Source organism: Fictibacillus phosphorivorans (genome assembly GCF_007673525.1).
Classification (GTDB): Bacteria; Bacillota; Bacilli; order Bacillales; family Fictibacillaceae; genus Fictibacillus; species Fictibacillus phosphorivorans_C.
This window is the reverse complement of record NZ_VDZU01000001.1, coordinates 76,327-102,909: the sequence shown is the minus strand read 5'-3', so window position 1 is coordinate 102,909 and position 26,583 is coordinate 76,327. Positions and strand designations below refer to the sequence as shown.

Below are 26,583 nucleotides of genomic sequence, written 5' to 3'. Positions count from 1 at the left end.
GTTACACGAGTGAATGGTTGAAGGCATAGATAACAGCTTGCGTACGATCTTGTACATCCAGCTTGCTCAATATGTTACTCACATGTACTTTCACTGTTTTTAAAGCGATGAACAGATCATCTGCAATTTCTTGATTGGTCTTTCCTTTCGTCATCAACAGAAGAATCTCCATCTCGCGCGCAGTCAGCTCTTCATGTGGCTCGCGCGTTTGTTTTTTACGCATCTTGCTCATCATCTTCCCGGTTACTTCGGGTTCAAGAACAGATTTACCATGATACGTATCGCGAACAGCTTGAGCGATATCACTCGCTTTTGACGTTTTTAACATATAACTAGACGCACCCGCCTCTAGTGCCGGATATACTTTTTCATCATCAAGAAAACTTGTAACAACGATGATCTTCGCTTCTGGCCATGCCGTTGTTATCTCGCGTGTTGCTTCGATTCCATCCATCTCATCCATAACAAGATCCATTAAAATTACGTCCGGTCTTAATGCTAGTGCCTTCTCTATGGCAACTTTTCCGTTCTCCGCTTCATCCGTTACTTCTATATCAGGCTGCGCAGAAAGGTAAGCCGATACCCCAATACGCACCATCTCATGATCATCCACTAATAATACTTTGATCATTACCCTCATCTCCCGCTTTCAAAATAGGTACTTTTACTTCAAGCCGCGTTCCTTCGCCTGGCAAACTCACAATCTTAAGTGTACCGCCAATTTCTGCTGCCCGTTCATGCATGTTTTGAAGTCCATAGGAACCAGTTTTTTCTTGATCCATCTTAAAGCCTACACCATCATCTTCAATGCGGAGGATAATCAGATCATCTCTTTGGACGAGCAAGATCTGCGCTTTATTTGCCTGTGCATGCCTTAAAATGTTCGACACCGACTCTTGAAGAATACGAAACAGGTGATCTTCTACTCCTTTTGCAAGAGGAATCGTTTCAATCTTCCATTTTAGTTCGATCGGTACTTTTTGCAGAAGCTCCTGTAGAAGCTCTTCCATCCCTTTCTGCAATGATTTCCCGTTTAATGCTGCAGGACGTAGGTGCAGAAGCAGTGCCCTCATCTCAAGCTGTGTTTGATGAATCGTTTCTTCTACAAGCTTTAACTGTTTAGTTTCACGTGAGTCTTCTTCTCTTCGCGTTTCATTTACAGCCGACATGATCATGCTTGCTGCAAAAAGCTGCTGCGAAACAGAGTCGTGTAGTTCCCTCGCCAAACGATTTCTTTCTTGGGAAATAATCTCTTGGATTCGTTTCTCTTGATCAACCGCTTTTTCAGTAGCCATCTTCTGAGACTGACGAATCTTTTCCCCTAATTGCTTTTGAATACCTTCCATTCGCTTCTTAATCGTTCGTAATTCAAGACTCCTGACTTCTTTCATGTCTACTTGCCTGCCGTCTTCAATAGACTTCAGTGTACGATTGATGGAGTTTAGTTGTTTACGAGAGGTGATGCCTGAATTTAAGCCAAAGAAAGCTCCCATGATAAACACTAAAAAAGGCAAGACGAAAGCTAAAGGGATATCAAGTAAGTTCTTCTGTAATAAAAAATCCCAGTTATCGATCGGAAATGTAGTGTATACGATCGAACCTAATAGAATTGCTACAGCAAATGCAGCTACGATACCGGAGAACATATGACGTAAAACAGTACTCATACCCGTTTCACCTCCAGACTGCCGGCAAACATACTTGTAACAATTTTTATTCTTTTCTCAGCCTCTCCATACCCTTTCGTTCGGTAAAAAAGCGTCTGATTGAACAGCTTAGATTCACTTCGGTCAAAAATTCTTGAATTCCCCATGATCATAGAATGGCTGACTGCTGCCTCCATCTCATAAGGAACATAGATCGTGATATTTCCGATCGTACCACGGATCAGAATAACGGATTCCCCATCAGGTAAAATGGTCTGGTTCAAATCAATGATCGTATCACCAGGACCACATTGGATGTTAATATCGTTCCATTCATACACATGCTCTGGTGTTTGTTGAGTGCCTAGAAAGATGTTTTTTAACAGTGTTTCTTTTTTGTATACATCATCTTGTGACATAGTTGGAACCTGTTCGAACTGAGGCGTCACGAAAACTGGATTTTGTTTAGATTGATAAAATTCATAAATCACATAGATAACGAATGCTACTAATAAAAGCTTAAAAGTGAACATGCTTAAAACGTTCATGACTGCGATAAAAACACCGAGCCAGAACATGATCTTGCCGGAGCGCTTCGGCATTCGTTTTCGTCCAAAAAACAAGAGTGCAGCACTAAATAAAAGAGAAAATAAGATTCCTCCTCCGTTTAAGGTCGCTTCTAGTAACACCAAGACCACCGCTAATAAAAGCCCCCAACTTATGAAATCACTTCTTTTCCGATTCAGCATCTGCACTCACTCACTTTCTGTCATAAACGAGGTAAAAGGCGCAGCAATTTGCGCCTTGTCTCTTATTTTATCGTATCACATACTGCCTTAAACGGTAGTAGATGATTCTTCCTTTTTCCAATCTTTTTCAAGTTTAGCTAGCTTCGCGTCCATTGAACTTGCTTGATAATCAGCGTTTACTTTCTGTTCAAGATGATCCATATAATGTTCAAGCTCATCAAAACGGAAAGCCGATTTTTTCATGGATTGAGACGGATCGATTACACGGTCCATCTTCTGGTGAGCACGTGCTACATTTTCACGTCCCATCAATTCCATACGTTTGATCTGCATATCTTTTAGCTTATGTTTCATCTGCTCATATTTTTGTTCAAGCTCTACAAGATCCTTTTCTGCTTGAAGTGTCGACTCCTTTAAGTTCGCTGCACGTAATGCATGCTGTTCTTTTTCTTGAGCTGCGAATTGATATAGCTCTTGTTCATTCGCTTGTTGAGCAATTTCTGCCTGATGCGCACGCTTAGCTGCTCTTGCCTCGGCTTCTTCCATCTCACGTACGAACTGATCTTTTAATAGCTGTTGACGTTCTACTAACTTATGAGCTTTGTTCACCTCTAACTCACACTGCCTTAAATATTGGTTCAGAAGAGATAACGGATTCTTATCCTCTTTTTGATCTAAAAGCTCATGTACATCTGCTGAAATTGAGTTTTTGATGCGTTCAAATAAATTCATAATGATTCGCTCCTTTTAACGTTTGTTTTTAGCTATTTTTAAGTTTTGCCCATTCTCTTTCAAAGTTGGTGAAAGGGTCATTATTGTCGTTCTCATCTAATACCGCTGATTGGTTCCATTTCTTATAGACCACGTAAAGAACATAGATCGCGACAGCACCTAATATGGCAGGAAGGTTGCTAACGGATACACAGAGTCCTACTACCGATAGAGCACCCCACCAAAATTTCTTTCCTCCACTTTGCGCAGCCATCGCCTTCTTAAATGCGTAATACATGACAGCCAGACCGATTGCAAGACCAACCATCGGGCCAAGATTCGCGATTAAAACGATTGCTGCAATTCCTCCAACTACAAGCAAGCCTAATTTTTTCATATTGGCTTCCTCCTTTCGTATCTTTAGCTTACCTCCCTCAGCATTTTCTCAAAACTGGCCGTAGCTGTATCTTTAGATAAGCCTCGAGGCGTAGTGGGGTCTGACCCCACACAAATACAAAAACCCCGCTTTGTACAGGCGGGGTGGACACTAATATAATTTCAATCCATATCTCTTCAGACTAGTATTGGTTTTTAGTACCAGATTCCACTTCTTTCTTCTTTGCATACGCTGAGAAGATAAATTGTAAGGGGTGGGTAGTTTTGAAACACAATGATTGCGGAGATGGCTTTCAACCTTTTGTTAGCCCTAATCCTAAGACGACATTTAATCCAATTCAAGTTTCACCAACCATTGATCAAAGTTCATTTTTAAGTCCATTTACAAGCGTAATCGGGGATGTAAGGATACAAGAGAACGTATATGTCGCACCACTGGTGAGTATTCGCGCAGATGAAGGAACGCCATTTTATATCGGCTCTGATACGAACCTTCAAGATGGCGTCATTCTTCATGGATTAACGAATCAGTTCGTCAAAGTTGATGGCCGAAAGTATTCCATTTTTATCGACAATGAAGTATCTGTTGCACATGGTGCTCTCATTCATGGGCCGTGTTTTATTGGAGAAAAAGTATTCGTAGGCTTTAAGGCGATCGTTTATAACGCTACGGTGGAGAAAGGAAGCTTTATTTCCTACAATGCAGTAGTAACGAACGGAGTGCGTATACGGAAGAATCGGTTCGTCCCGCCTGGAGCATATATTGATTCTCAAAAGAAAGCCGATGCACTCTCCCGCGTACCTACTGACGTTAAAGAGTTTGCACGCGGCGTACAGGTAGTGAATCAGGAGTTCCCAGCTGCTTATCATCTTTTGTTTGGTGATTGTCGTTGTTCTTGCGGATTAGCTTACAACAATAATAGTGAAGAAGAATCTGATTAATAACAGCAGTAAAAAAGGTAAGCAGCTTCTGGTCAAACACACTTAAACCTCGCTGCTTACCTTGTTTTTCTTATCTCGTATCTGTTAAAAACGTGTACCCATTACAGGAGATTGATCTACTAAGAAATAATCCGGTTCAAAAGAACCTTTCTCCAGCTTTTCCTTCACCACTTGGGGATACAACACATACTCATTTAAGTTTTCCAACGGAACCCATTTAAAGACAAGTCGATCTGCTTCTAACACCGTAAATTCCTCACCATTATGAAACGGTAACGGGTTTTTTGCTGTGATTTTAAAATATAATCCAACCTCGTGAATCTCTTTTTCTGCATATGTAAAAAAGTTTTCAACTGTCCATAAGAAACCATTAACTTTTACGTTCAAATCCAGTTCTTCTTTCATTTCACGCTTCAAACTTGTCTGCGCATCTTCACCAAGCTTCACGCGTCCCCCAGGTAAAGACCAATTTGTTTCTGCTTTCGCTCGATGCAGGAGCACTCGGCCTTCTCTAATCAATACACCAGCCACACGGTAATTAAAAACTTGATGTTCCACATGAAACACTGCGTCCATTTTATCTTCCCCCTTTTTGTTAGCTCCTTATTTTACCACTTCGAGCATTTTCAGTGAAAGCCGTTCCATTTACCGTTACACTAATAAAAAATACGAAAATAAGGAGTTTGAGAAAATGTCTGTATATGATTTTTCAGTTGAAACGATCAAAGGCGAGAAAACCAACTTAGATACTTACAAAGGCGATGTGCTTTTAATTGTAAATACAGCTAGTAAATGTGGTTTTACCCCACAATACAAAGGCCTTCAATCCATTTATGAGAGCCATAAAGAGCAAGGGTTATCTGTTCTTGGTTTTCCATGTAACCAATTCGGAGCGCAAGAACCAGGATCAAGTGACGAGATTATGGAGTTCTGCGAGTTGAACTATGGCGTTAACTTTCCGATGTTTGCAAAAGTTGACGTAAACGGCGACCAAGCGCATCCCCTTTTTAAATACTTAGCAGCTGAAGCACCAGGCATCTTAGGATCTAAAGCGATCAAATGGAACTTCACGAAATTTTTAGTAGACCGAAACGGACAAGTCGTAAAGCGTTTCGCCCCAACGGACAAGCCTGAAACCATTGAAAAACATATACAAGAACTTTTATAGCATCTAAAAAAGCTGTTCAGAGAAACTAATCTCTGAACAGCTTTTCTTTTAAAACATAAGGTGTGCCATTCCCACAACAATCGGAAGTGAGATGAATGTGCGCAAGAAAAAGATAATAACTAATTCTTTAAAGTTAACAGGAATCTTTGAAGCTAGCAGCAATCCGCCAACTTCAGACATATAGATTAATTGGATTACTGACATTGCCGCGATTACGAAACGAGTCAGTTCGCTCTCAATTCCTGCTCCGATGATAGAAGGAAGGAACATATCTGCAAATCCGATTACAATCGTCTGTGCTGCATCTGATGCATATGGAACTTGCAGGAACTCTAAGATCGGAACAAAAGGTGCTCCCAGGTATGTGAAGAAAGGTGTGAACTCTGCTACCATCAGTGCAGATGTTCCGATCGCCATTACGATTGGAACAACCCCCATCCACATATCAAGGACGTTCTGAAAACCTTCTCTTACTAACGGTGCCGCTTTTTTATTTTGATCAGCACGTTCAACCGCCTTTTTAAGACCAAATCGAAAAGGTGTCTCACCTTCTGGAATCACTTCATCGGCTACATTTTCTTTTGCGCCCTCATAATACGTATCAGGCTTTCGAGACAGTGGCGGGATGCGCGGGATAATAATCGCACATACAAGCCCTGCTAAAACGACCGTTAAATAATATGGAACGATCATGTGAGCCAGATCTACTTGAGCAAGAACAACAATTGCGAACGTAATGGATACGACAGAGAACGTTGTGCCGATTACAGCTGCCTCACGCTTCGTATAATAGCCCTCTTCATACTGCTTGTTTGTTAAAAGAACACCGATCGTTCCATCTCCAAGCCATGATGCTAAACAATCGATAGAAGAACGTCCAGGCAGTTTAAATACAGGTCGCATCACTTTTACGAGTAGCGCTCCACAAAGTTCTAACAGCCCGAAGTTGAATAACAGCGGTAAGAACAGTCCTGCAAATAAGAACACGGAAAACAATACAGGAATCAAATCAAAGAGTAGAAGCTGGCCTGTATTTTCAGACCATACGGCTTCTGGCCCAAGCTTGAACAACGTCATCACAGCAAAAATTAGCCCTATTACACGAATCAATTGCCATACGATATTAACGTTGAACAATGTATTTAGAAACGGTTGATTCACAATGGCTTTAGGCTTAAAAAAGAATGTGCCTAAAGAGCCTACGACCGTAATCGCTATAATAGCTGTCATGATTTTCGGGATATGTGCACCTATTCCATCCTGCAACATTCCTGCTAAAATCGCTACAGGAATGGTAATTTCCCCATCATATGAGATAGGAATCATAAATAAAAATATACCAATCAAAGACGGAACAATAAATTTAATCAAACTAGAGAAATTTGTTCGCTTCATTTCATAATCCATTTGTTGCTTTGGTAAACCCATAATCTTATGCCTCTCTTCCTACGATGTAAAGCGCTTTCATACACTTTCCATTTCCAAGTATATGTTTATTCTACAATTTTCGCAATATTGTAAGAAATGCTAGAATTCTTATAAAATACTAGTTTTTCTTTCCTTTTATACTAAATTTCTAAACCTTTTTTCAAATCGCTAAGCTCGTCATCCCTTAAATACCGCCACTTTCCAGGTTCCAATGCATAAAGATGTATATTCATAATGCGTATACGCTCTAACTTCTCCACTTCATACCCGAGCGTTTTACACATACGCCGAATCTGCCGGTTCAGTCCTTGCGTTAGTGTGATGCGAAAAACATATTTGCTTACGAGCTCTGTTTTCGCAGGTTTTGTTATTGAATCCAAAATGAAGACGCCTTGAGCCATTTTTTGGAGAAACAACTCGGTAACAGGTTGATCGACCGTCACTTCATATTCTTTCTCATGACCATAATCCGTCTGCGAGATCCGATTGGCTAACTCTCCGTCATTCGTTAATAAAATCAAACCTTGAGAAGCTTTATCTAATCTTCCAACAGCAAATACGCGCTCTGATAGATCAATATACTCTAGAATATTTCCATCAATTTCAGAATTAGATGTGGTCGTTACTCCCACTGGTTTATTAAAAGCGAGGTAGACCGCTGACGTTTTTTGAGGAATGATTTTTCCATCGATAAGGACAGTATCTGTCTCATGTACAAAACTATCTTTATTGGCGATCTCTCCATTTATAGAAATACGGCCATTCTTCAATAGCCGATTCGTCTCTCTTCTAGAGCAAAAACCCGTTAAACTAATATATTTATGAATGCGCATGCTAATCCTCACTTCAACGTTGTGAATATGCACAACGATTTATAATTATAACTCCAAATGAATATAATTTCGATAGTTTTTATAAATATCCATTATTTTTCACTTCTCTATTCATACTACCATTTTTATTTAAAGCGTTTATGCATGCTTTAATCTGTAAAAAAGGAACAACAAAAACTTTTTTAGTGAAATCCTTTTCAACTCTCTCGCCAAACTTGTACTATGGAGGAAGTAAAGGGAGGTCATTTTAAAATGGAACTTAGAGTATTATCAGAATCAGAATTTGAAAAATCCATTCAGCTTTCTCAATATGCTTTTCAGTACATCGTAAAAAAAGAAGATCTGCCAAAACGGTATGAAATGATGAAGAGACAGGAAATCTGGGGAGAGTTTGAAAACGAAGAGCTTATTTCTAAGCTCCACATTCACTCTTTGGAGATCTCTATTGAAAATCAACGTTTTCCGATGGGGGGAATTGCTGGTGTAGCTACTTGGCCAGAGCATCGCCGAAAAGGATCGGTCACCCGTCTATTACAACAAGCACTTTTACGAATGAAGGAAAACGGTCAAAGCATCAGCTTGCTTCACCCTTTCAATATCCAATTTTATCGTCGTTTCGGCTGGGAGCTCACAGCCTCAGTGAACAAATATACACTTAACAAAAGTGACCTCGTGCGATATGAAGATGTCCCTGGAACCATTTCCAGGTTAACGGAAAAGGACGGAAATGAGTTACTAAATACGGTTTACGAAGGTTGGTTCCGTACATACAATCATCTGCTTGCTCGTTCAGACTATTGGTGGAACAATCATGTGTTTACAGAAGGCTATAACCGTATCCTCTATAAAGATAAAAACGGAGAACCTAAGGGATACCTATGCTGCAAGGTCGCAGATAAATTGCTGGACGTTCAAGAGTTTGTCTATGTTAGCGATGACGCACGGCGTGCTCTATGGAATTTCATCTGTCAACACGATTCGATGGTAGACAAAGTGAAAATCATCGCACCATCTAATGATCAGCTTCCGTTTTTATTGAACAATCCAAGGATTCACCAAGAGCACTATCCATACTTCATGGCACGTATTGTGGATGTAGAAAGCTTTCTAAAGCAATATCCGTTCAAAAACGTAGAAGGTAGACTTACACTATCCATTACAGATGAAAAAGCTGAATGGAACAACGGTACGTTCACAATCGATGCAAATGGCATCACGAGGGAATCAGAGACTGTATCAGAAGCATTAGCTATGGATGTACAAACGCTGGCAGCAGCACTTCTAGGCTCACAAAAGCCCCAGTTTTTATTTTCATGCGGAAAAATCAAAGGTAACCAAGAAAACACTGAACGATTTGAAGAAATCATTACAAATAAGCCCGCAGCTTTCCTGGATTTCTTTTAATAAGTTACTGCTAAAAGTCAGTGGCTTATAGATGTTTTTTCTCATCTGTTGCATGTTGATTGTAGCGGAAGGTTGCCGACTCCTACGGGACACGAGCGGTCAGGTGGAGACTCCTAAGGGCGCAAAGCGGCAGGAGGCTCACCGTTCGCCCCGTGGAAAGCGAGCAACCTGGAGCGGAAATCAACTACTTTCAAGCACAGCCTTTTCAAAAGCCTTATCCACCATCGGATAAGGCTATTTTAATTCAGCATGTTTCAGGGAAAACTGAGAGGGAAAAGGATAAGTAGACCCTTTTTTTAAAATAGGAGGTAATCATTCATGAGTGACAAAACAGATAAACAAAAGCAATCAGAAGACATCGCAGAGAAAAACTTTGAACTTGATAAGAAAAACAAATCAAAGACAGACAAGGAATTAGAAACCGTTCACGAGCAGATCAACGATACATTTAATCAAGGTACGATTGATCAAAAAGAACAGAACAAAAAAGAAAAAAAGGATAAATAGCAAACAAAAGCCTCTCATTCCCGAGAGGCTTTTTTCTTATGATGTTCTAAATGAGTCTGGAAACTGCTTCATGATGCCATTCGTTATTTCATCGGCAAACATCACCATATGGTTTTTGTTCTTATCAAAGATCGCAATCTCTCCAGCATAATCTTTTTTAAGCCTTGCAACAACTTCATCACTTACATACTTCAAATGTGTGTAAAGCATTTCTTTGACTTGTTGCTCTGACCAGTTTGGATTCGCCTTACTCATAAATTTGGCTATATCATCTGCGTTACGATACCAGTTTTTATTAATTGTCGCCGCTTTTGCCGTATCGCCTTTTTTCACGGCATCCACCAATTGGCCTGCGATCACAATGTGCTCTGTTAATAATTTTCCGAGTTCGTTCCCGGCTTTATCTCCATAATACGGCTTGATCGAGTTACCAATATCGGTTTGATTCTGTAATAGTCTCTTTAACACAGCCTCTTGATCTTTGGCTCCTTCAGTAGCGCTTACAATGTAACTTCTCGTCCAATAAACATGGTCTTTCCACAGTCTTCTTTGCAACGAATACAGATCAATCGCATTCTGGTTAAAACACGGTCCCTGCACTCTTTGTTTTGTCTTTGCTTCAGCTGATAAGGGTAAACCAAAAACTGGAAAAACCATAGCAAGCACCATAATCATGCTTAATATTTTTCTATACATATGAACTCTCCTTCATGTTAGTTTCTTATGTAGTTTGTATCGAGTTCATCATTTCATTCCTAAGATACAAAAAAGAACAGTGAACCTTAGGCTCACTGTTCTTTCATCCTTATAGTTGACGGTTCCAATGGCGATGAACAGAAATAGCTTCCGTAAAGTTCTGTACGAAATCGTCTTTTCCATCTCCACTAACAACACCAGGCTGTCCGGTCAGTTCTGCTTCATTCAGCCACTGCTGACCTTCATGAGTACCACCAATCGGTTTAAAGTGCGCAAAGGCTTCATTAACGAAGTGCAGAGCATTTTTCTTAAACGCAGCATCATTACTTCCACCTATTACGTAGATCGCATCAAAGATAACCGACGTTGCCGTCAAGAACGTATGCATGATCTCTAGTTCTGATCCATCAGCCGCTGTGCGCTTACCTAACTTATCGCTGATACATTCACCCTGAATACCACTGTCTTTTAACGATTGCAAAATCTCTGCCACTTCACCACTCACAGTAGACCCAACAATTACCCCTACTTTTCTTGTTTTAGGGCTTTTAACCGTATTTAGCTGGCTAAGCGCTGGTGAAGACTTCGTAACGGAAGACTCTTCTCCTTGAGGAGGTACCGCATCGATCGCTTCTGCAAAAGCAGTCGCAAGCTCTAGGCTCACGTTGCCAAACATATCTACGACTTGTTGTTGTACAGATTTGCTCTTCACTTTACCCAGCTCAAAACTAAAAGCGTTCTTTAGATGCTGTTTTTCCGGCTCGCTCATACTGTTCCAGAATAGAGTGGCTTGAGAGAAATGATCTTTAAAGCTCTCGCTTCTGCCTCTGATTTTTCTTCCGTCTACTTTTTCTTGATAATGAACATATCCGCCATCTGCTTCTGGAGTAGGTGACGGCGTATTCGCTGCAAGTGAATTCTTGTGATAGCTCACTTGCCCTCTGTTAATCGTATGTCGTGAAATTCCGTCACGCTGATTGTTATGAAACGGACAAACAGGTCGATTGATCGGAAGTTCATGAAAGTTTGGTCCTCCAAGACGAGAAAGTTGTGTATCTGTATAGGAGAACAAGCGTCCTTGTAAAAGTGGATCGTTAGAAAAATCAATTCCAGGTACAACATGTCCCGGATGGAACGCTACTTGCTCTGTTTCGGCAAAAACATTATCCACGTTACGGTTCAACGTCATCTTGCCGACAATTTTTACCGGCACATCCTCTTCTGGCCACAATTTCGTCGGATCTAGAATATCAAAATCAAAGTTAAATTCATCTTCTTCCGCAATGATTTGTAATCCTAGTTCATATTCTGGGTAATCCCCATTTTCAATTGACTCCCAAAGATCTCTTCGGTGGAAATCCGGATCTTTCCCGGAAATTTTTTGTGCTTCATCCCACACGAGTGAATGTGTTCCTAAGACTGGCTTCCAGTGAAATTTTACAAAATGCGCTTTACCTTCGTCGTTCACAAGTCTGAACGTATGAACGCCGAACCCTTCCATCATACGAAAGCTACGTGGAATCGCTCGGTCAGACATCGCCCACATCACCATATGCGCCGACTCTTGGTTGTTGGCTACAAAGTCCCAAAACGTATCATGAGCGCTTGCTGCTTGCGGCATCTCGTTATGAGGCTCAGGTTTTAACGCATGAACGAGATCGGGAAACTTGATTGCATCTTGAATGAAGAAAACCGGAATGTTGTTTCCAACAAGATCGTAGTTTCCTTCTTCCGTATAAAATTTCGTTGCAAAACCGCGCGCGTCACGCACCGTTTCAGCGGATCCACGTGAACCTGCTACGGTTGAAAAACGGACGAACGTAGGTGTTTTTTTAGAGATATCATTTAAAAAATTCGCTTTAGTAAATTCTCCTAAAGACTCATATAATTCAAACTCACCATGAGCTGCGAATCCACGAGCATGTACGATACGCTCAGGAATTCGTTCATGATCAAAGTGAGTCATTTTTTCCCGAAAATGAAAATCTTCCATAAGTGTTGGACCACGTTCTCCCGCTTTTAGCGAGAATTCGTCTTCAGCAACTTTTAACCCTTGATTGGTCGTTAACTTTTTGCCTTTGTCATCTGCACGATACTGTTCCAGCTGTTCATTCTTGCTGTTGCCGTTCACTTTGTTCTGATCGCTCATATAACTAATCCTCTCCATTATGTATTTTCACATCACAAAGAGACCTTTCCCTACCTGTGTTGGAAACAAACTGATATTTTATAAAAGTTCTTCTCCTTTAAAATCAAAATAGTTACTGTTTCGTGTACCGAAACTGAACGTTACATATACCTATATGGGTATTCAACTCGTTCAATCCAGAAGTTTTGGAACGCAATTCAGAAATTTCGGCTGTTTATCCACGAGATTAGTTGCTCAATCCAAAAGTTTTAATGGTTTATCCGCAAGTTTACAATCCTCGACAAATTATGCATCTTAATTTCTCTTACATACCCCGTAGCATGAAAGCTCACTTTTATAAAAAAAACGCAGCTGAGGATTCAGCTGCGCTTTCTAGTTACTTATTCATATGTGCCAGAAAATCCCCAAGCAGATCTTCCATTTCCTGCTCTGGATTTTGTGTTTCTTCTTTTTCTTCAGGCTCATCTCGCTTTGCACTGTTCCAATCGAATTGACTTAGATCATCATCGTCAAAGCCATCGGTTGATTGTTCGGTCTCAACTGGATTTTCGTACTGATCCAATGAATCCTCTTCGCGCTGTATGTCTTCCTGTAGATATAGAGCCTGATCAATATCGGTTGCGTTGCTGTTTAAAGCCGCCAGTAAAGATGCTGTTCTTACAGGATTGGATATGAGCTGATACAATATATTGCCTAACAAGGCTTCTGAATGTTCATGCTTTAACCAATCACGCTGCATCTTACTTAAATTTTTCGGCAACGGTATCGTAATCGTCTCTCGATCTCTTTGGATGTCTTGTCCAACACCTTGAAGAACATACTCTGAGATCTTGCTCGAAAAATTGCGCCTCTCCGTCTCTTTTAGCTTTTGAAGCTGCTTGATGACGTGATCTGGGGTGTCAGAGGGGATACGAAAAGCAATCGTTTTACCTCTTGTAATCTCATTGGATGCTTTTTTGTCCATTTCATCACCCTTGCTTAAGCTTTAACGGCTTTTTTGTCTTTATCCTCGCTCTTTTTCTCTTTAGGCGCAGTTCTTCTTAAGTGATCAGAGATCAGCTTATAATAAGCGTTTGCCATCATCCAGATGCTTTCTTTTTCATCTTCAAAAAAGTCGATGTTGTAGCCATCCAGGTTATTGTTTAACGTCTTGATATAATCTTTAAGTACCGCAGATCCTCCACCTACAAAATAGCAGATTTCAGTTTGCGAATTCTTTTGCCAAACGTTGCGAAGAAGACGGTATTGCTTTTTCGCCAGGTCTACTAAAATGCGGTCCGTGATGTCATGAACACTCGTACGGCTACCACGAACCATGATGTGGTTGCGGTTCGTCTTTTTCGTAATGATATCTACTACATCACGTCGGCTGTCTAATTCCACGCCATGTTTAGAGCGGATTTCTTCTCTAATTTGTTCTAGCGCTTCAGAAACACCAAGGTTAAATCCTTGAGCTTTATCATCATCAACGTTTCTATTTTTAATAACTGCGATATCTGTAGACAGTCCGCCGATATCTTGAATCAGTATAGGCTTGTCGATCAGATCTTTATTAGTAATGTTTAAATCGTTATCCATAACAAGGTTAATAAAAGCAGCAAAACCTTCAGGATACACTTTCACTTCTTCAAACTTTAAGTTTACTTTAATTCCTTGATACTTAGGCGTTACTAAGAATTCTACTTGGTGAACAGAACCTAGTAATTTTGATCGATATCCAGCATCCTTACCTTCCTTCACTTCGCGAAGAGGAAGGCCTGTACCTAAAATATAGCTTGTATCAATCACATTGTTATTTTTTGTAAATGTTTTAGCATTATCTTCATTTACAGCATCAAGAGCTAATGCTGCAAAAAGCATGATCAATGTTTGATCTTCTTCTGATTTACTGCTTCCTGGATCTAATTCAGTAGAGTTATCGCTCTTAGCAGCAAGCTGACCTACACGATAAATGACATTGTTTTCTTTTAGGGCAGGGGAGTGAACTCTAATATGTATGCCTTCTAAAGGATCTTTGCTGTCTAACTCCTCAATCCCGATTACAGGACGATCCTCAATATCTCTAGCAATTACGTTAGGGATGTTTAATTCATGTTCTAATGTACCGAAAATTCCTTTTAGTGAATCGTTACCTACATCAACTGCAGCAATTCTAGAATTACTCATGGGCGTACATCCTTTCTTTTTTCAAATCTTTATTTTGTTGCTATATAAATAGATTAGAGGGTTAATTGAAATTAAACAATGCCTATTTTTCTTTTTAATACATTTGTAAACACGCAAACATTTTCTGTAAACTTGTAAACATAGTTGCAAACAAACCGCTTAATATGGGACAAACCCTTATACACCAACAAGTAAACAGTTTTGTAAACTTGCAAACATATAAGCAAACAAATGCAAACGTATTTGTAAACTTGCAAACGTATTTGTTTACATCCAAAATTAGGTTGTCAAAATACCTCTCCCCCACTCCTTTAACATGCTGATTATTATATTTGAGATAGGGAAATCATGAATTATAATCTATTTATTTAAAGCCGAGGTGATCGTTTAATGATTTCACTTAATAAACATCATGATCCACTCACTAATAAAAACTTAATCGCACAAATGAGAAGAAAGTATGCTCGTACAGAATCTATTAATTTAAATACTTCAGAGAATCTATTCAAAGACTCATTAAAAAAATATAAGAAACGTAGCAGAAATTCTTTAGAATGGTTCAAATATGCAACAAAAAGTTTGGTAATAAAAAAGGCTCGCTACAAAGACGTCGATACAACTGATTGGGATAAAGATGAACAAGAACATATCTATCCAAGATGGATCTCGAAGTTAAATGAGCAGTACGAGATGCTTTATCGTTATATAAAAGAGGAAGTAAACGTATTAGACTATGGAGCTGTTGGGGACGGAATAACCGATAATACAGAGGCTTTTAAAAAAGCAATCGGAAAAGGAAGAGTCATTGTACGTATTCCAGCAGGAAAATTCATAACAAAAGGCATCAAATTGCCTTCGTGGACGATTCTTTTAGGGGAAGGAAAACGTAAAACGACCCTACAACTGCATGATGATTGTCCTAAAGCAGAATGGCTGATCACAAATAAGAACCATTTTAAAGGTAATCGAAACATAGCTGTAAAAGGAATGACACTCGATTGGAACTTAGAACGGCTAGGTTCCGAAGAAAAAACGAGTGCAGGAAACAATCGATCAAGCTGTTTAACCTTCGCTAATGTCACTTATGGCTGGATGTTTGATCTAGAAGCTATTAATCCAGGGTTGCACGGGTTTGATGTGTCTTCTTCGCTATATACTTACCTCGGGGACGGTACTCGTTCAAGAAGAGGAAGTAAATACATCTGGTTAGACAATCTCAATGGCTACGGCTTTGGTGATGATGGTATTACCACACACCACAGTGAGTATATATTTATTTCGAATTCCCATATGTGTGATCCAAGCGGAAGGTCCCATAAGAAAGGATTCTCGAACTCTAATGGCATTGAAATCGATGACGGTTCTCATAATGTTTGGCTTCTGAACAACTCAACAGCACGCTGCTTTGGAGGCGTTGAGATTAAAGCACATCATAACGCTTCTGCCGCTACAAATGTACACATCTATGGTCATTTATCTGTAAATGATAACCGATCCTACAATTTTCGTCATATCGGCCATCATAAGGATATAGATCCTGAATCGAAAACAGCTCATCATATCTCAGCAACTAATCTGTTTAGCATCGCGCCTATTTTTACAGAGCTCTATAAAGATTCAACTCCTCGTGGCCTCGTGGTATCAGGTTATAATCATGTTGTGATTAATGGTTTAACCGTCCTAGGTGATCGCACATATAACTATGAAGGTAATCCGGTGATTGCCATTCAATATCGTGCTCACAACATAGTTCTGAACGATGTTGTCGTAAAAGATTTTACAACCTCTGGACCTGCTGTAAAAGTATACGGAGGACCTCATCGCCCCAATGATGTAACATTGAAAGGCATTCGCTGCGATCATTTTTTTACAAAAGTGATAGATATTGCTTCAGACATCGAGCAAGCACTGGCTGAAGAGGTCGTTATTGAAAAAGAGACATCTAGCAGTACGTAGATGTCTCTTTCCCTTTACGTTATTTCAAGTTGAATGTCTAAAGGTTCTCTTTTAAAGATACGCTCATTCACTTCTTCTGCTGGTGAACACCCTACAGCGCGATAAAACGATTGTGATTCAATAGACGGATGCGCTGCAATATAGAGTTTCTTACCGCCTAGCCTCTTCGCTTCTTGGCAGCAAAGAGAAAAAAGCTTCTTCCCTATCCCCATACCCCGCACCTCATTTGAGACATGTAGGTATGGCAGCTCTACATACTGTGCTTCGGATCCAAAGCGTTCACTTTCTATATTCGCAAACCCTACTAACTGCTTCTGTTTCCATGCTGCAACAACTACTCCACCGCTGCTTACACATCTTCTTAACTCTTCAATGACCTGAACCTTCCTTTCCGGCGACCAGTCATCAATAAAATAATCATCCTTCACTTTGTGGGATTTATCTTCTACATACCATACTTGTTTTGTTTCTTGAAATCGGTTGAATTCCTTTAAGAAATCATCCGTTAGTTCAATAACGCCAACTACTTTACACGTGACAAGGTTCTTCATTTTGCTCCCTCACTTAGTGATCTTCCCTCTCGATAGAAAGACCTTCAACATGACGCTTTATCATGGAATTGTTCTTTTTTCTATTTTCTTTTGATTCAAATACAATGTCCATATCATAATTGTCTGGATACAGCATTTTACTCTCAATATGAAGTTTTAAACGCTTTTTATGAATGATATGCTTACTTTCTCCAACCAATACACCTAATTCTCCATGATCATTCTCTAGCTTGTAAACAATACCTGCGGCTTTTAGACTTGAAACGAATACACGATCACCAATATGAAAAACTTCTCCTAATTGCTCTTCCGTTATTCGGGGTTTCTCCTCTTGTTTCTTTACTTTCGACTGAGCTTTATCACGTAAGTTCTCAAGTTTTTGAAAATCATCTGTGGAAAACATTGAAACATCATCGTTATCCACATGTGGATAACCTTCTTTTCCTGAGACGAGTTGTGCACGGTGGATAATTTCATCGTCCATTCCTAATTTCTTTGCGATTGAGAAAGCCTGACTCTTACCTGCTTTACCGATGATTAATGAATACGTAGGTTGAAGCGTCTCAAGATTAAAATCCATCGATCCGTTTTCAAATCCAGGTGTAACGGAAGCAAATTCTTTTATTTCACTATAATGAGTGGTTGCTAAAATCATACTTCCTTTGCTGTACAATCTCTCAAGGATAGCAACGGCAAGCCCCATTCCTTCAGAAGGATCCGTTCCTGCACCTAGTTCATCTAAAATGACCAAATCCTGTGGTCCTGCATCTTTTAAAATAGAGATGATCGTTGTCATATGGGAAGAAAACGTACTTAAAGATTGTTCGATACTTTGCCCATCTCCAATATCAACAAAAACGTCTCTGAATACGGCAAATTCACTTCCTTCATCAACAGGTACATGTAGCCCTGTTTGAACCATTAAGGTTAATAGACCTACTGTTTTAATAGCTACCGTCTTTCCACCCGTATTAGGTCCTGTAATGATGAGTGACTGATAGCTTTTGCCAAGATTAAAATGCAATGGAACACATTTTTCAACGATCAACGGATGTTTGCCGTTAATGATGCTTATCACATTCTCTTGATTTAAGGCTACTGATTTCGCATCTAGCACTCTGCTATACTTCGCTTTTGCAAAGATAAAATCGTAATGAATCATCGCTTCAATCGTAATATGCAATTCCCTTTCGTAACTCGCAACCATACCTGTCAGCACGCCTAGAATCATAGAGATCTCGATCTCCTCTTCTGCTCTAAGCATACTGATTTCGGTTTGAAGTTTACGAATATCATGTGGTTCTATATACACGGTAGCGCCACTTGAGGAACTATCAAGTACTTGACCGTCAATATTACGCTTGTATTTGCTCTTAACCGGAATAACATAACGACCATCTCTCATGGAAACGATCTGATCTTGCAGCATATCACGGTAAACCGAAGACTTCATCATGTTATCGAGCTTAGACTTAATTCTTTCTTCAACAACGGTAATCTTTTTTCTTACCTTTAACAAAGCTTTGCTAGCATGATCATCTACTCCACCGTTACGAATACAACGATAGATCTCCTCTTTTAAATCACTTAGGTCAAACATAGAGTACGCATAAGAAGAGACGCCGGGTCCTACAGAAGTTTTGTCTCTCATGAATCGCTGCATCCGGCTCACGTTTTCTAGAAGTCCGAATATTAATGTGAGTTGTTCGGGAGATAGATTTAATCCCTTTTTCGGTATCTCTAGAACTTGCTCCAAACCGTTTAAATTAGCGATCGGAACACTCGCACTCTTCTCTAAAATGCGTTTTGCTTCCGTCGTATCGAGCATCCATGATTGAATCACAGACAGGTTTGAAGAAGGTTTAAGTTTTTCTATTTGTTCTTTTGTAGCTTTATTTAATGCATGAGATGCAAGTTGTTCTTTAATTTTGTTATATTCAAGCATGTTTATAGTTTGTGTATTCAATGGAACTACCTCCAAAATTTTTAATAGCAAAAACAAGTTATCTTAAAGAATTGTTTATTATCCCTCCTCTTAACAGAGGCCAGGAACTGCCAATAAAAAAAAGACAGAAATGAACATGTCATTTCTGCCTCATAGATAGACTTCACCCTAAAAAATGCATAAAAAAATCGGCTCATAAGAAGAGTCCGCAGCATCAAGGGGTTGAGTATGATGGCTTGTATCTGACCGCTGTTCTTAACTATTGGTGGCAAACAAAAGACATAACAAATAAACCGGACATGCCGTTTCATTTTTCTTTTGTAGACCGATATCCAAATTGTTTTAGTTAAGAACGACAACGCTCACAAACACACCATCCCTTCCATTGAATTACCATCATCATATGTAATTGTTTTACAGTTGTCAACTTAATAAAAAGAGACCAGTTAAAAAAACCGGTCTCTTTTCATTAGGCTGTTTTCGAATTCAATGCTGCTTTTGAAATATATAATTGGACAGATTATTTGCTGAAATGGACAGATTACGGTGCAGATTGGACAGATTATGTGGCCAATTGGACAGATTAATCTTAGAATCAGACAGATTACCGTCACCATCAACAAAACTACCTCTACATAGGAGCAGTTTTAATGGCGTAGACATGCATATGGGTAGCGTGCAAACACCTCAAAGTGTGCTTACTGTCGACTTTTTAGAAAATACTGTCCACTTTTTGAGTTTTACTGTCCACTTTCGATGAAATACTGTCCACTTTTACACGTTTACTGTCTACTTGGCCATTTTTACTGTCCACTTCCATTCACCACGCACTTTTAGGAGTAAACAGCCTTCCATTAAGACTTAATCGATTGATCTTTATCCTTCTTGATCTGTTTACTTCTCAACTGACCGCAAGCTGCATCGATATCTGTACCATGCTCTTGGCGGATCTTACAGTTGATGCCGTTCTTCTTGAGCGTATCGTAAAACGCTAGAACCGATTCTTGGTCACTTCGCTGATACTGGCTGTGCTCATCAACTGGGTTATATGGGATCAGATTGATATACGTTTTTTTCTTTTTATCTTGGAAAAGAGCTGCGAGTTCAACGGCTTCTTCAACATGATCATTTACATCTTTTAATAGAATATATTCTATCGTAATCCTGCGATTTGTTTTCTCGATATAATAGTTGATCGCATCCATCAGCTGTTCAACAGGGAAAGCTCGGTTGATCTTCATGATTTTTGTACGAAGTTCATTGTTCGGTGCATGAAGGGATAATGCAAGATTTACTGGGATGTTAACATCTGCAAACTCGTACATTTTGTTCACGATTCCGCTTGTTGAGACTGTAATATGCCTTGAACCGATTGCTAACCCTTTTTGATCAATCATGATCTTTAGAAAATCAATCATGTTTTGGAAGTTATCGAAAGGCTCACCGATTCCCATTACAACGATATGACTTACCTTTTCTCCCTCACCTGCAGTGTCTAAATGATGCTGAACGTTCATGATTTGCTCTACGATTTCCCCACTTGATAGATCTCGTGTTTTGGTTAACAAACCACTTGCACAAAAGCTGCATCCAATATTGCATCCGACTTGTGTTGTTACACAGACCGATAAACCGTATTTATGTCTCATCAGTACGGTTTCGATTAGGTTACCATCATTCAATTTGAAAAGAAATTTCACCGTTCCATCTGAAGCTTCCTGCTTCACGTGCTCCCGAAGCGTTTGAATGGTAAAATTTTCGGTTAATAATTCAATACAATCTGCTTTGATATCGACCATTTCCGAAAACGTGGTTACTCGCTCTCTATATAAATAGTTCCATACTTGTGAAGCGCGATACGGTTTATAGCCATGCTTCCCAAGCCATGATGTAAGTTGTTCAATCGTTAATCCATAAATGGAATTTTTGTTCATGTAAAAAGACCTCTTTTCACTACCTGTAAACTTATTCTTCTATAGTACTAAAAATTTCACTATGTACACAATGGTTGAACCCGTTTCCCAGCACCTTACAATTTTTTTATTTTTTTGAGCATACTACATAAGTAAATTTCCGCACTACTTTTATACACTTTTTATACTCTATTTTTGCATAGATATAAGCCATTATGCCCATAAAGGGTGTAATTTCCATTTACGTATGCATAAGAACCTGTAATAATAGATAAGCCGAAAACTTTTGACAATAATAAATATTTCAAAGTATTATATTTAATGTACTAAGAGGAGGTTGTCATATGTCAGACATCAATAGACAGAAAATTGTGGATAGTGTCCCGCAAAAAGGCTTCTTTGGACACCCTAAAGGATTATTCACACTTTTCTTCACAGAGTTTTGGGAGCGCTTTTCTTACTACGGAATGCGTGCAATCCTAATTTACTACATGTACTATGAAGTTTCTAAAGGTGGTCTAGGGATAGAAGAGTCCACTGCACTAGCAATCATGTCCATTTATGGTTCACTTGTATATATGTCCGGTGTAATCGGTGGTTGGTTAGCAGACAGAGTTTTTGGTACATCTAGAGCGTTATTCTATGGTGGTATTTTGATCATGATTGGTCATATCGTCCTAGCTGTATTACCAGGCGATCTGACTATGCTGTTTATTTCCATGGTCTTTATCGTTATCGGTACAGGTTTGCTTAAACCTAACGTATCCAGTGTTGTTGGTGATATTTATGCTCCTGGCGATACTCGTCGCGATGCAGGTTTCTCTATCTTCTACATGGGGATCAACCTTGGTGCTTTCATATCTCCATTAATCGTTGGGGAAGTTGCTAAAAAGAGTTTCCACTTAGGTTTCGGTATCGCAGCAGTTGGTATGTTATTAGGACTAATCGTATTTGCTGTGACGAAGAAAAAGAATCTTGGGCTTGCTGGTACGTATGTGCCTAACCCATTAACTCCAGCTGAGAAGAAGAAAGTATCAATCATCGTTGGTATTTCTGCAGTTGTACTAGCTGTTATCTTAGGAACAACAATTCCAGCAGGTATTTTCACACTTGAAGTATTCATTACACTAGTTGGTATTTTTGGTATCGCGATTCCTACCATCTATTTCGTGGTTATGTACCGCAGTCCAAAAACGACATCTGACGAGCGTTCACGAATTATTGCGTACATCCCGCTATTCATCGCAGCTGTTATGTTCTGGGCAATTCAAGAACAAGGTTCAACGATTCTTGCAGCTTATGCGGACAAGCGTACAGATCTAACATTTGCAGGACTTGAGATTTCACCAGCTTGGTTCCAATCTCTAAATCCTTTATTCATCATTACACTTGCTCCATTATTCGCATGGATGTGGGTAAAACTTGGTACACGTCAACCGTCAGTACCTAAGAAATTTGCACTAAGCTTGTTATTTGCTGGATTATCTTTCTTAGTTATTCTTCTTCCTGCTTACTTTGGAGGAGAGGATTCACTAGTAAGTCCATTATGGTTAGTGCTTAGTTACTTTATCGTTGTTATCGGTGAGCTTCTATTGTCTCCAGTAGGACTTTCTGCAACAACGAAGCTTGCTCCAGCAGCGTTCTCTGCACAAACAATGAGCTTATGGTTCTTAGCAAGTGCAGCTGCACAAGCGATCAACGCACAAATCGTTAAGTTCTATTCTGCAGAAACAGAAATGATGTACTTCGGTACGATCGGTGGAGCTGCGATTGTGTTATCACTTATCCTATTTGTCATCTCACCTAAGATTCAAGAGAAGATGAAAGGTATCCGTTAATCTTAAAATTTACAACCACTGATGTGATGGTCCTCCATTATGTCAGTGGTTTTTTTGTTTAGAAGTAGTTGATCTCCGTTTCAGGTGCTCGCTTTCCGGGGGGCGTGCGGTGAGCCTCTTAGCGCTTTGCGCTATTAAGAGTCTCACCTGTCCCGCTGATCCCCCAGGAGTCTCACACCTTACACTTCAATCAACTTGTCAATGATGCCATTGTAAGCATAAACATCATGCTTTATCATTTAAGCTTTTACAAAAAAAAAAAGAAGCTTATCAACTAAGCTTCTTCATCCTTAATTCATCCATCCATGCAACAATCCAAGTAGTGTGAAAATCACTAGATGATCTCCGATCGCAATGATAAAAGACTTCCTTGTCAGTAGACCAAAAAGTGTGTTTTTATAATAGACCATCGTAATCAAGATACCTATGATAAACCCAACCAAGAGTCCTTCTGCTGCACTTTTAGCTCCAATTAAACCGATAAAATAAGACATAAGAAATGAGCTGACAAAGGCAACGATTACGGAAAAAATGTATTTAAAAGGTCCCGTCTCGCCATTTTCCTTTTTCTTTCCGAGGATCGTTGAATAGTAGATTCCTCCGTAGATCATATATAAAAGTCCCCCACCGATGATTGCTGTCATGTTTAATAGAACTCCGTTTATTTCCATAATGGCCCCCTTGTTATTTTGGTTCAATGGCTAGGGCAATCGCTTTAATCTTGCTTTCCCGTTGTAACGTATTCTTGTTCTGTTGAATCTGTATGACTTCAACTGGATTACTTAAATATTTGTATCCGCTTCTTGGTAGCCAATAGCTATACAGTTCGGAGTAACAGTCAATTATCAGATCGCGTTTTGAATAATCAACAGGCTCCTCAAATTCGTACACCACATGCTTTCCACCAACAAACTTAGAAATATCATCAGGCGCGATCGAATCAGCTATTGTTTCACTGATTGTAATATGACAATCATACCGGCATTTTCCAGGAGGCGTGATGTAAGGATTGTTTCGCGGTATCCCAAGAAACAACGAATGTGAATCGATTAGATTTCTAGACTCACACCATTTATGAACTTCTTCCCAAGCTTTAGAAACGCCACTCGTATACGTCCCAAAATGATGGCCTTTCACTGTAGTGTGGCTTGGAAATGATTCGATTCTTATTTTAGATAAATCTAGCCATTTAAACTCATTATAAGGAGCATTGCCCTCTTTTTCTTTCGATGGGTTGCGAACTTGTTTAGATTTCTTGCTATCTTCATATTCCCGAGGAAATTGCTTTAGATAAGCTCCTTCTCTCCAATTCTTCGGACTCGTCTTGAAATAGGATTGAAAAGAATATGTGAAATACGATAAGGAAGAGAAACCACACAACATCGCAACTTGAGTAATAGGGATATACGTTTCATAGATCAATCGATGTGCAGCGTTCTCCAATCGGAACCTTTTTACGTAAGCAGCTGGTGTTTCCCCCACAATACTTTTAAAAATTCGCTGAAAATGAAAAGGAGAATAAGTAGAGATGCCAGCCAATTTCTCTAGTGGCAGAGAATCCTCTACATGCTCTTCAATATACTCCAAAACTCTGAAGATCTGTTTTCGTTGCTCGCGCTCAACACTCATAAATCGTACTCCTTTTTCATGCTAGTTCTTAAATTATAAACGAATCTTTGTATGTATTTGTAAATGTATTTTTTTAGCATCCATTTTTAAGAATCGTCCAAACCTTTGAGACAAGCTTGCGTAAGATAGAGTAGAGAAGAAAACAAGAGTGATTGTTCTTTTTCTCGACAGTTCGCTTATAGAAGGGGGGGTCTATAGTGAGCTTAATCGGTAGCCTATTAGGATTTAAGAAAAGAAAAAAAGGTAAAAAAAGACCTGAAGTAGCATAAGCAGGTTGAAAGCCGGGGATCTTCCTCGGCTTTTATATGTTTTTAGAACATTCTTTTACATAGCGCCTTTTTCATTAGAACTAGGACGGTATCCAGACCCTTTCAAGGACAAGCACATATAGTACAAGCAAGGGGGATTTTTAATAAAATAATAGTTATGTTCGATGTAACCTAAGTGTTTCTATAAGTGAATCATCTTCTATTTATTTCTTTATATCTTCCCTTCGTAAAGTAATATAAGGGGGAATATATTTGTATATTCGCAAACGGGTTCCTGGTAAGGACGATCCTTTTTTAGTAGATATGGTAGTAAGTAATTTCCAAGTCCGGAAAAACGTGATTGAAATGATTATAAACATGGCCAACGAGGTCATGATTGTCTGTGACAGCAATGACACGATCATTGGTTTTGTATGTTATCGATTCAGAATCGGGCCAACAATTTTTGTGGATTATGTTGTGTTAGATACGAAGCATCAAGGAAAAGGGATCGCAACTTCATTTCTGCCCGTATTCGAGAGTCACCTTATGAAACAAGGTATTCGCAATGTATTTGGTACGGTTGATGAAGAGAATACGGATGCTCTAAAGACTTTTCAACATTGGGGCTTTAAAGTTCACGGCCAGCTAGGTTCTAGTATCGTTATCCAAAAAGAGCTTACTAATTCTTTTTCAGCGCCGACTGGTGTTCGTACGAATTCAAGCGTAAGAAAGCTCGCTACTCCTCCATCGCTTCGCTAATTGATGGATAATATTTAAGCAGATCTTCTATGTGAGGTCTGCTTTTTGAATTTCAAAGACTAATTTTATTTCATTGATGCTCTTTGAAAGTAGTTGATTTCCGCTCCAGGTTGCTCGCTTTCCATGGGGCGAACGGTGAGCCTCCTGCCGCTTCGCGCCCTTAGGAGTCTCCACCTGACCGCTCGTCCCATAGGAGTCGGCAACCTTCCGCTCCAATCAACTTGCATGGAAGGAGGAAGTGAAAAACCCAATGTATGATAGACATGCTCTTTAAAACATTGCGCTTTCAAATTTTGTCTTCATGAATCTTTGATTGGAGTGTAAGATGCGAGACTCCTACGGGACAGGCGGGCAGTCCTCAAAGTGTAAGTGGCTCGTTTAGCCCCGACAAGCAAAAGGTGAATGGACTATGAAGGTGAACTTTGCCTTCTTGGCCGTTTAACTTTTGACCTCGAGGGGCTAGCCACTGCAACTAGACAGGTGAGACACTTAAGAGTGAAACGAACAAATGTGGCTCACCGCCTGCCCCGTGGAAAGCGAGTATCTGGAACGGAGATCAATACTTCCAAAAGCAACCTTTAAAAAAGTCCCATAAAAAAATTAAAAGCCCACTCATGATTTGCAGAAACAAATCAAAAAGTCGGCTTTTTAACGTTAATAATAAGAATGAATAAGTCTTATTGTTCTTACAGATCTAAGAGATTTTGCGGGCGTCTTGTCTTCTTCGATCCATTCACCTGATTGTTGTTTGGATTGAAGATTTCTTCAATGTATCTTTGATTCCAATCACTAGTAAAATCTTTATCAGAACAGATACATCCACTTAAATCGTATCGGAAAAGGCCACAGTGCGGGCAGTTACTCATATTAATCCCCCCTTGAGTCAACATAACCTATTCTATGTGCATTTAAGAGAGTTGGTAACGGCTTTCGTACAGCTTTTCCA

Annotated in this window: 25 protein-coding genes; 7 read left to right on the top strand and 18 right to left on the bottom strand. The window is 39.6% G+C overall.

Features of this window, described 5'->3' with window-relative positions; all coding sequences use genetic code 11:
- Position 1 precedes the first annotated feature (1 nt).
- The 5 genes from FS458_RS00500 to FS458_RS00480 all read right to left on the bottom strand — a co-directional run bounded on the left by FS458_RS00500 (position 2) and on the right by FS458_RS00480 (position 3,503).
- Positions 2–631 carry a response regulator gene (locus FS458_RS00500; protein ID WP_144696692.1) on the bottom strand — a complete coding sequence of 210 codons (630 nt, stop codon included), beginning with the start codon at positions 629–631 and terminating at the stop codon, positions 2–4.
- Positions 606–1,667, bottom strand: coding sequence for a sensor histidine kinase (locus tag FS458_RS00495; RefSeq protein WP_144696690.1), 1,062 nt, complete (start codon positions 1,665–1,667; stop codon positions 606–608). Before FS458_RS00495 ends, FS458_RS00500 begins: the two co-directional genes overlap by 26 nt.
- A complete protein-coding gene (gene liaF, locus FS458_RS00490; protein WP_144696688.1) occupies positions 1,664–2,395 on the bottom strand; it encodes a cell wall-active antibiotics response protein LiaF in 732 nt (243 codons plus the stop codon). The genes FS458_RS00495 and liaF overlap by 4 nt, the downstream gene beginning before the upstream one ends.
- An 87-nt stretch (positions 2,396–2,482) precedes the next feature.
- Positions 2,483–3,127: a PspA/IM30 family protein gene (locus FS458_RS00485; RefSeq protein ID WP_313957510.1), complete on the bottom strand. Its 645-nt coding sequence runs from the start codon at positions 3,125–3,127 to the stop codon at positions 2,483–2,485.
- A 28-nt stretch (positions 3,128–3,155) separates the two neighbouring features.
- Positions 3,156–3,503 (bottom strand): flagellar basal body rod protein, encoded by a 348-nt coding sequence (locus FS458_RS00480; RefSeq protein WP_144696684.1) that lies wholly within the window; start codon positions 3,501–3,503, stop codon positions 3,156–3,158.
- 263 nt (positions 3,504–3,766) lie between these two features.
- Between FS458_RS00480 and FS458_RS00475 the strand changes: the two genes are divergently transcribed.
- On the top strand, positions 3,767–4,444 hold the full coding sequence (locus tag FS458_RS00475) for a carbonate dehydratase (RefSeq protein ID WP_144696682.1): 678 nt from the start codon (positions 3,767–3,769) through the stop codon (positions 4,442–4,444).
- 84 nt (positions 4,445–4,528) lie between these two features.
- On the opposite strand, the gene FS458_RS00470 is transcribed toward FS458_RS00475, so the two are convergent.
- Positions 4,529–5,020, bottom strand: coding sequence for an NUDIX hydrolase (locus FS458_RS00470; RefSeq protein WP_144696680.1), 492 nt, complete (start codon positions 5,018–5,020; stop codon positions 4,529–4,531).
- 115 nt (positions 5,021–5,135) lie between these two features.
- Here FS458_RS00470 and FS458_RS00465 point away from each other — a divergent pair, with 115 nt between their 5' ends.
- Positions 5,136–5,612, top strand: a complete 477-nt coding sequence (locus FS458_RS00465) for a glutathione peroxidase (RefSeq protein ID WP_144696678.1) — start codon at positions 5,136–5,138, stop codon at positions 5,610–5,612.
- Positions 5,613–5,660: 48 nt separating this feature from the next.
- On the opposite strand, the gene FS458_RS00460 is transcribed toward FS458_RS00465, so the two are convergent.
- Together FS458_RS00460 and FS458_RS00455 are read right to left on the bottom strand one after the other, a co-directional pair.
- Positions 5,661–7,040: a YjiH family protein gene (locus FS458_RS00460; RefSeq protein ID WP_228116108.1), complete on the bottom strand. Its 1,380-nt coding sequence runs from the start codon at positions 7,038–7,040 to the stop codon at positions 5,661–5,663.
- Between the two features lie 140 nt (positions 7,041–7,180).
- Entirely contained in the window at positions 7,181–7,873 is a 693-nt protein-coding gene (locus FS458_RS00455; protein ID WP_144696676.1) for a pseudouridine synthase, read from the bottom strand.
- A gap of 252 nt (positions 7,874–8,125) precedes the next feature.
- Between FS458_RS00455 and FS458_RS00450 the strand changes: the two genes are divergently transcribed.
- Positions 8,126–9,277 (top strand): GNAT family N-acetyltransferase, encoded by a 1,152-nt coding sequence (locus FS458_RS00450; protein WP_186320404.1) that lies wholly within the window; start codon positions 8,126–8,128, stop codon positions 9,275–9,277.
- A gap of 318 nt (positions 9,278–9,595) precedes the next feature.
- Complete coding sequence (locus FS458_RS00440; protein WP_144696672.1) at positions 9,596–9,784, top strand: DUF4025 domain-containing protein; 189 nt, start codon at positions 9,596–9,598, stop codon at positions 9,782–9,784.
- A 36-nt stretch (positions 9,785–9,820) separates the two neighbouring features.
- Here FS458_RS00440 and FS458_RS00435 read toward each other — a convergent pair whose 3' ends face one another.
- The 4 genes from FS458_RS00435 to FS458_RS00420 all read right to left on the bottom strand — a co-directional run bounded on the left by FS458_RS00435 (position 9,821) and on the right by FS458_RS00420 (position 14,795).
- Positions 9,821–10,480, bottom strand: coding sequence for a glycosyltransferase (locus tag FS458_RS00435; protein ID WP_144696670.1), 660 nt, complete (start codon positions 10,478–10,480; stop codon positions 9,821–9,823).
- A 109-nt stretch (positions 10,481–10,589) separates the two neighbouring features.
- Positions 10,590–12,629 carry a catalase gene (locus tag FS458_RS00430; RefSeq protein WP_144696668.1) on the bottom strand — a complete coding sequence of 680 codons (2,040 nt, stop codon included), beginning with the start codon at positions 12,627–12,629 and terminating at the stop codon, positions 10,590–10,592.
- A 376-nt stretch (positions 12,630–13,005) separates the two neighbouring features.
- Positions 13,006–13,593, bottom strand: a complete 588-nt coding sequence (locus FS458_RS00425) for a hypothetical protein (protein ID WP_144696666.1) — start codon at positions 13,591–13,593, stop codon at positions 13,006–13,008.
- A 14-nt stretch (positions 13,594–13,607) separates the two neighbouring features.
- Positions 13,608–14,795 carry a ParM/StbA family protein gene (locus FS458_RS00420; RefSeq protein ID WP_066399370.1) on the bottom strand — a complete coding sequence of 396 codons (1,188 nt, stop codon included), beginning with the start codon at positions 14,793–14,795 and terminating at the stop codon, positions 13,608–13,610.
- Positions 14,796–15,185: 390 nt separating this feature from the next.
- Here FS458_RS00420 and FS458_RS00415 point away from each other — a divergent pair, with 390 nt between their 5' ends.
- Positions 15,186–16,751, top strand: a complete 1,566-nt coding sequence (locus tag FS458_RS00415; protein WP_144696664.1) for a glycosyl hydrolase family 28-related protein — start codon at positions 15,186–15,188, stop codon at positions 16,749–16,751.
- Between the two features lie 14 nt (positions 16,752–16,765).
- Here FS458_RS00415 and FS458_RS00410 read toward each other — a convergent pair whose 3' ends face one another.
- The 3 genes from FS458_RS00410 to rlmN all read right to left on the bottom strand — a co-directional run bounded on the left by FS458_RS00410 (position 16,766) and on the right by rlmN (position 21,181).
- On the bottom strand, positions 16,766–17,302 hold the full coding sequence (locus FS458_RS00410) for a GNAT family N-acetyltransferase (protein ID WP_144696662.1): 537 nt from the start codon (positions 17,300–17,302) through the stop codon (positions 16,766–16,768).
- Positions 17,303–17,315: 13 nt separating this feature from the next.
- Positions 17,316–19,268: an endonuclease MutS2 gene (locus tag FS458_RS00405; protein WP_144696660.1), complete on the bottom strand. Its 1,953-nt coding sequence runs from the start codon at positions 19,266–19,268 to the stop codon at positions 17,316–17,318.
- An 833-nt stretch (positions 19,269–20,101) separates the two neighbouring features.
- Positions 20,102–21,181 (bottom strand): 23S rRNA (adenine(2503)-C(2))-methyltransferase RlmN, encoded by a 1,080-nt coding sequence (gene rlmN, locus FS458_RS00400; RefSeq protein ID WP_144696658.1) that lies wholly within the window; start codon positions 21,179–21,181, stop codon positions 20,102–20,104.
- Between the two features lie 323 nt (positions 21,182–21,504).
- Here rlmN and FS458_RS00395 point away from each other — a divergent pair, with 323 nt between their 5' ends.
- Positions 21,505–22,998, top strand: a complete 1,494-nt coding sequence (locus FS458_RS00395) for a peptide MFS transporter (protein WP_144696656.1) — start codon at positions 21,505–21,507, stop codon at positions 22,996–22,998.
- 290 nt (positions 22,999–23,288) lie between these two features.
- Here the strand turns inward: FS458_RS00395 and FS458_RS00390 are convergent, their stop codons facing one another.
- On the bottom strand, positions 23,289–23,669 hold the full coding sequence (locus tag FS458_RS00390; protein ID WP_144696654.1) for a DUF1761 domain-containing protein: 381 nt from the start codon (positions 23,667–23,669) through the stop codon (positions 23,289–23,291).
- A 13-nt stretch (positions 23,670–23,682) separates the two neighbouring features.
- Positions 23,683–24,627: an AraC family transcriptional regulator gene (locus FS458_RS00385; RefSeq protein ID WP_144696652.1), complete on the bottom strand. Its 945-nt coding sequence runs from the start codon at positions 24,625–24,627 to the stop codon at positions 23,683–23,685.
- A 521-nt stretch (positions 24,628–25,148) separates the two neighbouring features.
- On the opposite strand from FS458_RS00385, the gene FS458_RS00380 reads away from it, so the two are divergent.
- Positions 25,149–25,637, top strand: coding sequence for a GNAT family N-acetyltransferase (locus FS458_RS00380; RefSeq protein WP_144696650.1), 489 nt, complete (start codon positions 25,149–25,151; stop codon positions 25,635–25,637).
- A gap of 686 nt (positions 25,638–26,323) precedes the next feature.
- Here the strand turns inward: FS458_RS00380 and FS458_RS00375 are convergent.
- The gene (locus FS458_RS00375) at positions 26,324–26,503 is read right to left on the bottom strand and encodes a hypothetical protein (RefSeq protein ID WP_144696648.1); all 180 of its coding nucleotides are present in this window, start codon (positions 26,501–26,503) and stop codon (positions 26,324–26,326) included.
- Positions 26,504–26,583: the final 80 nt, after the last annotated feature.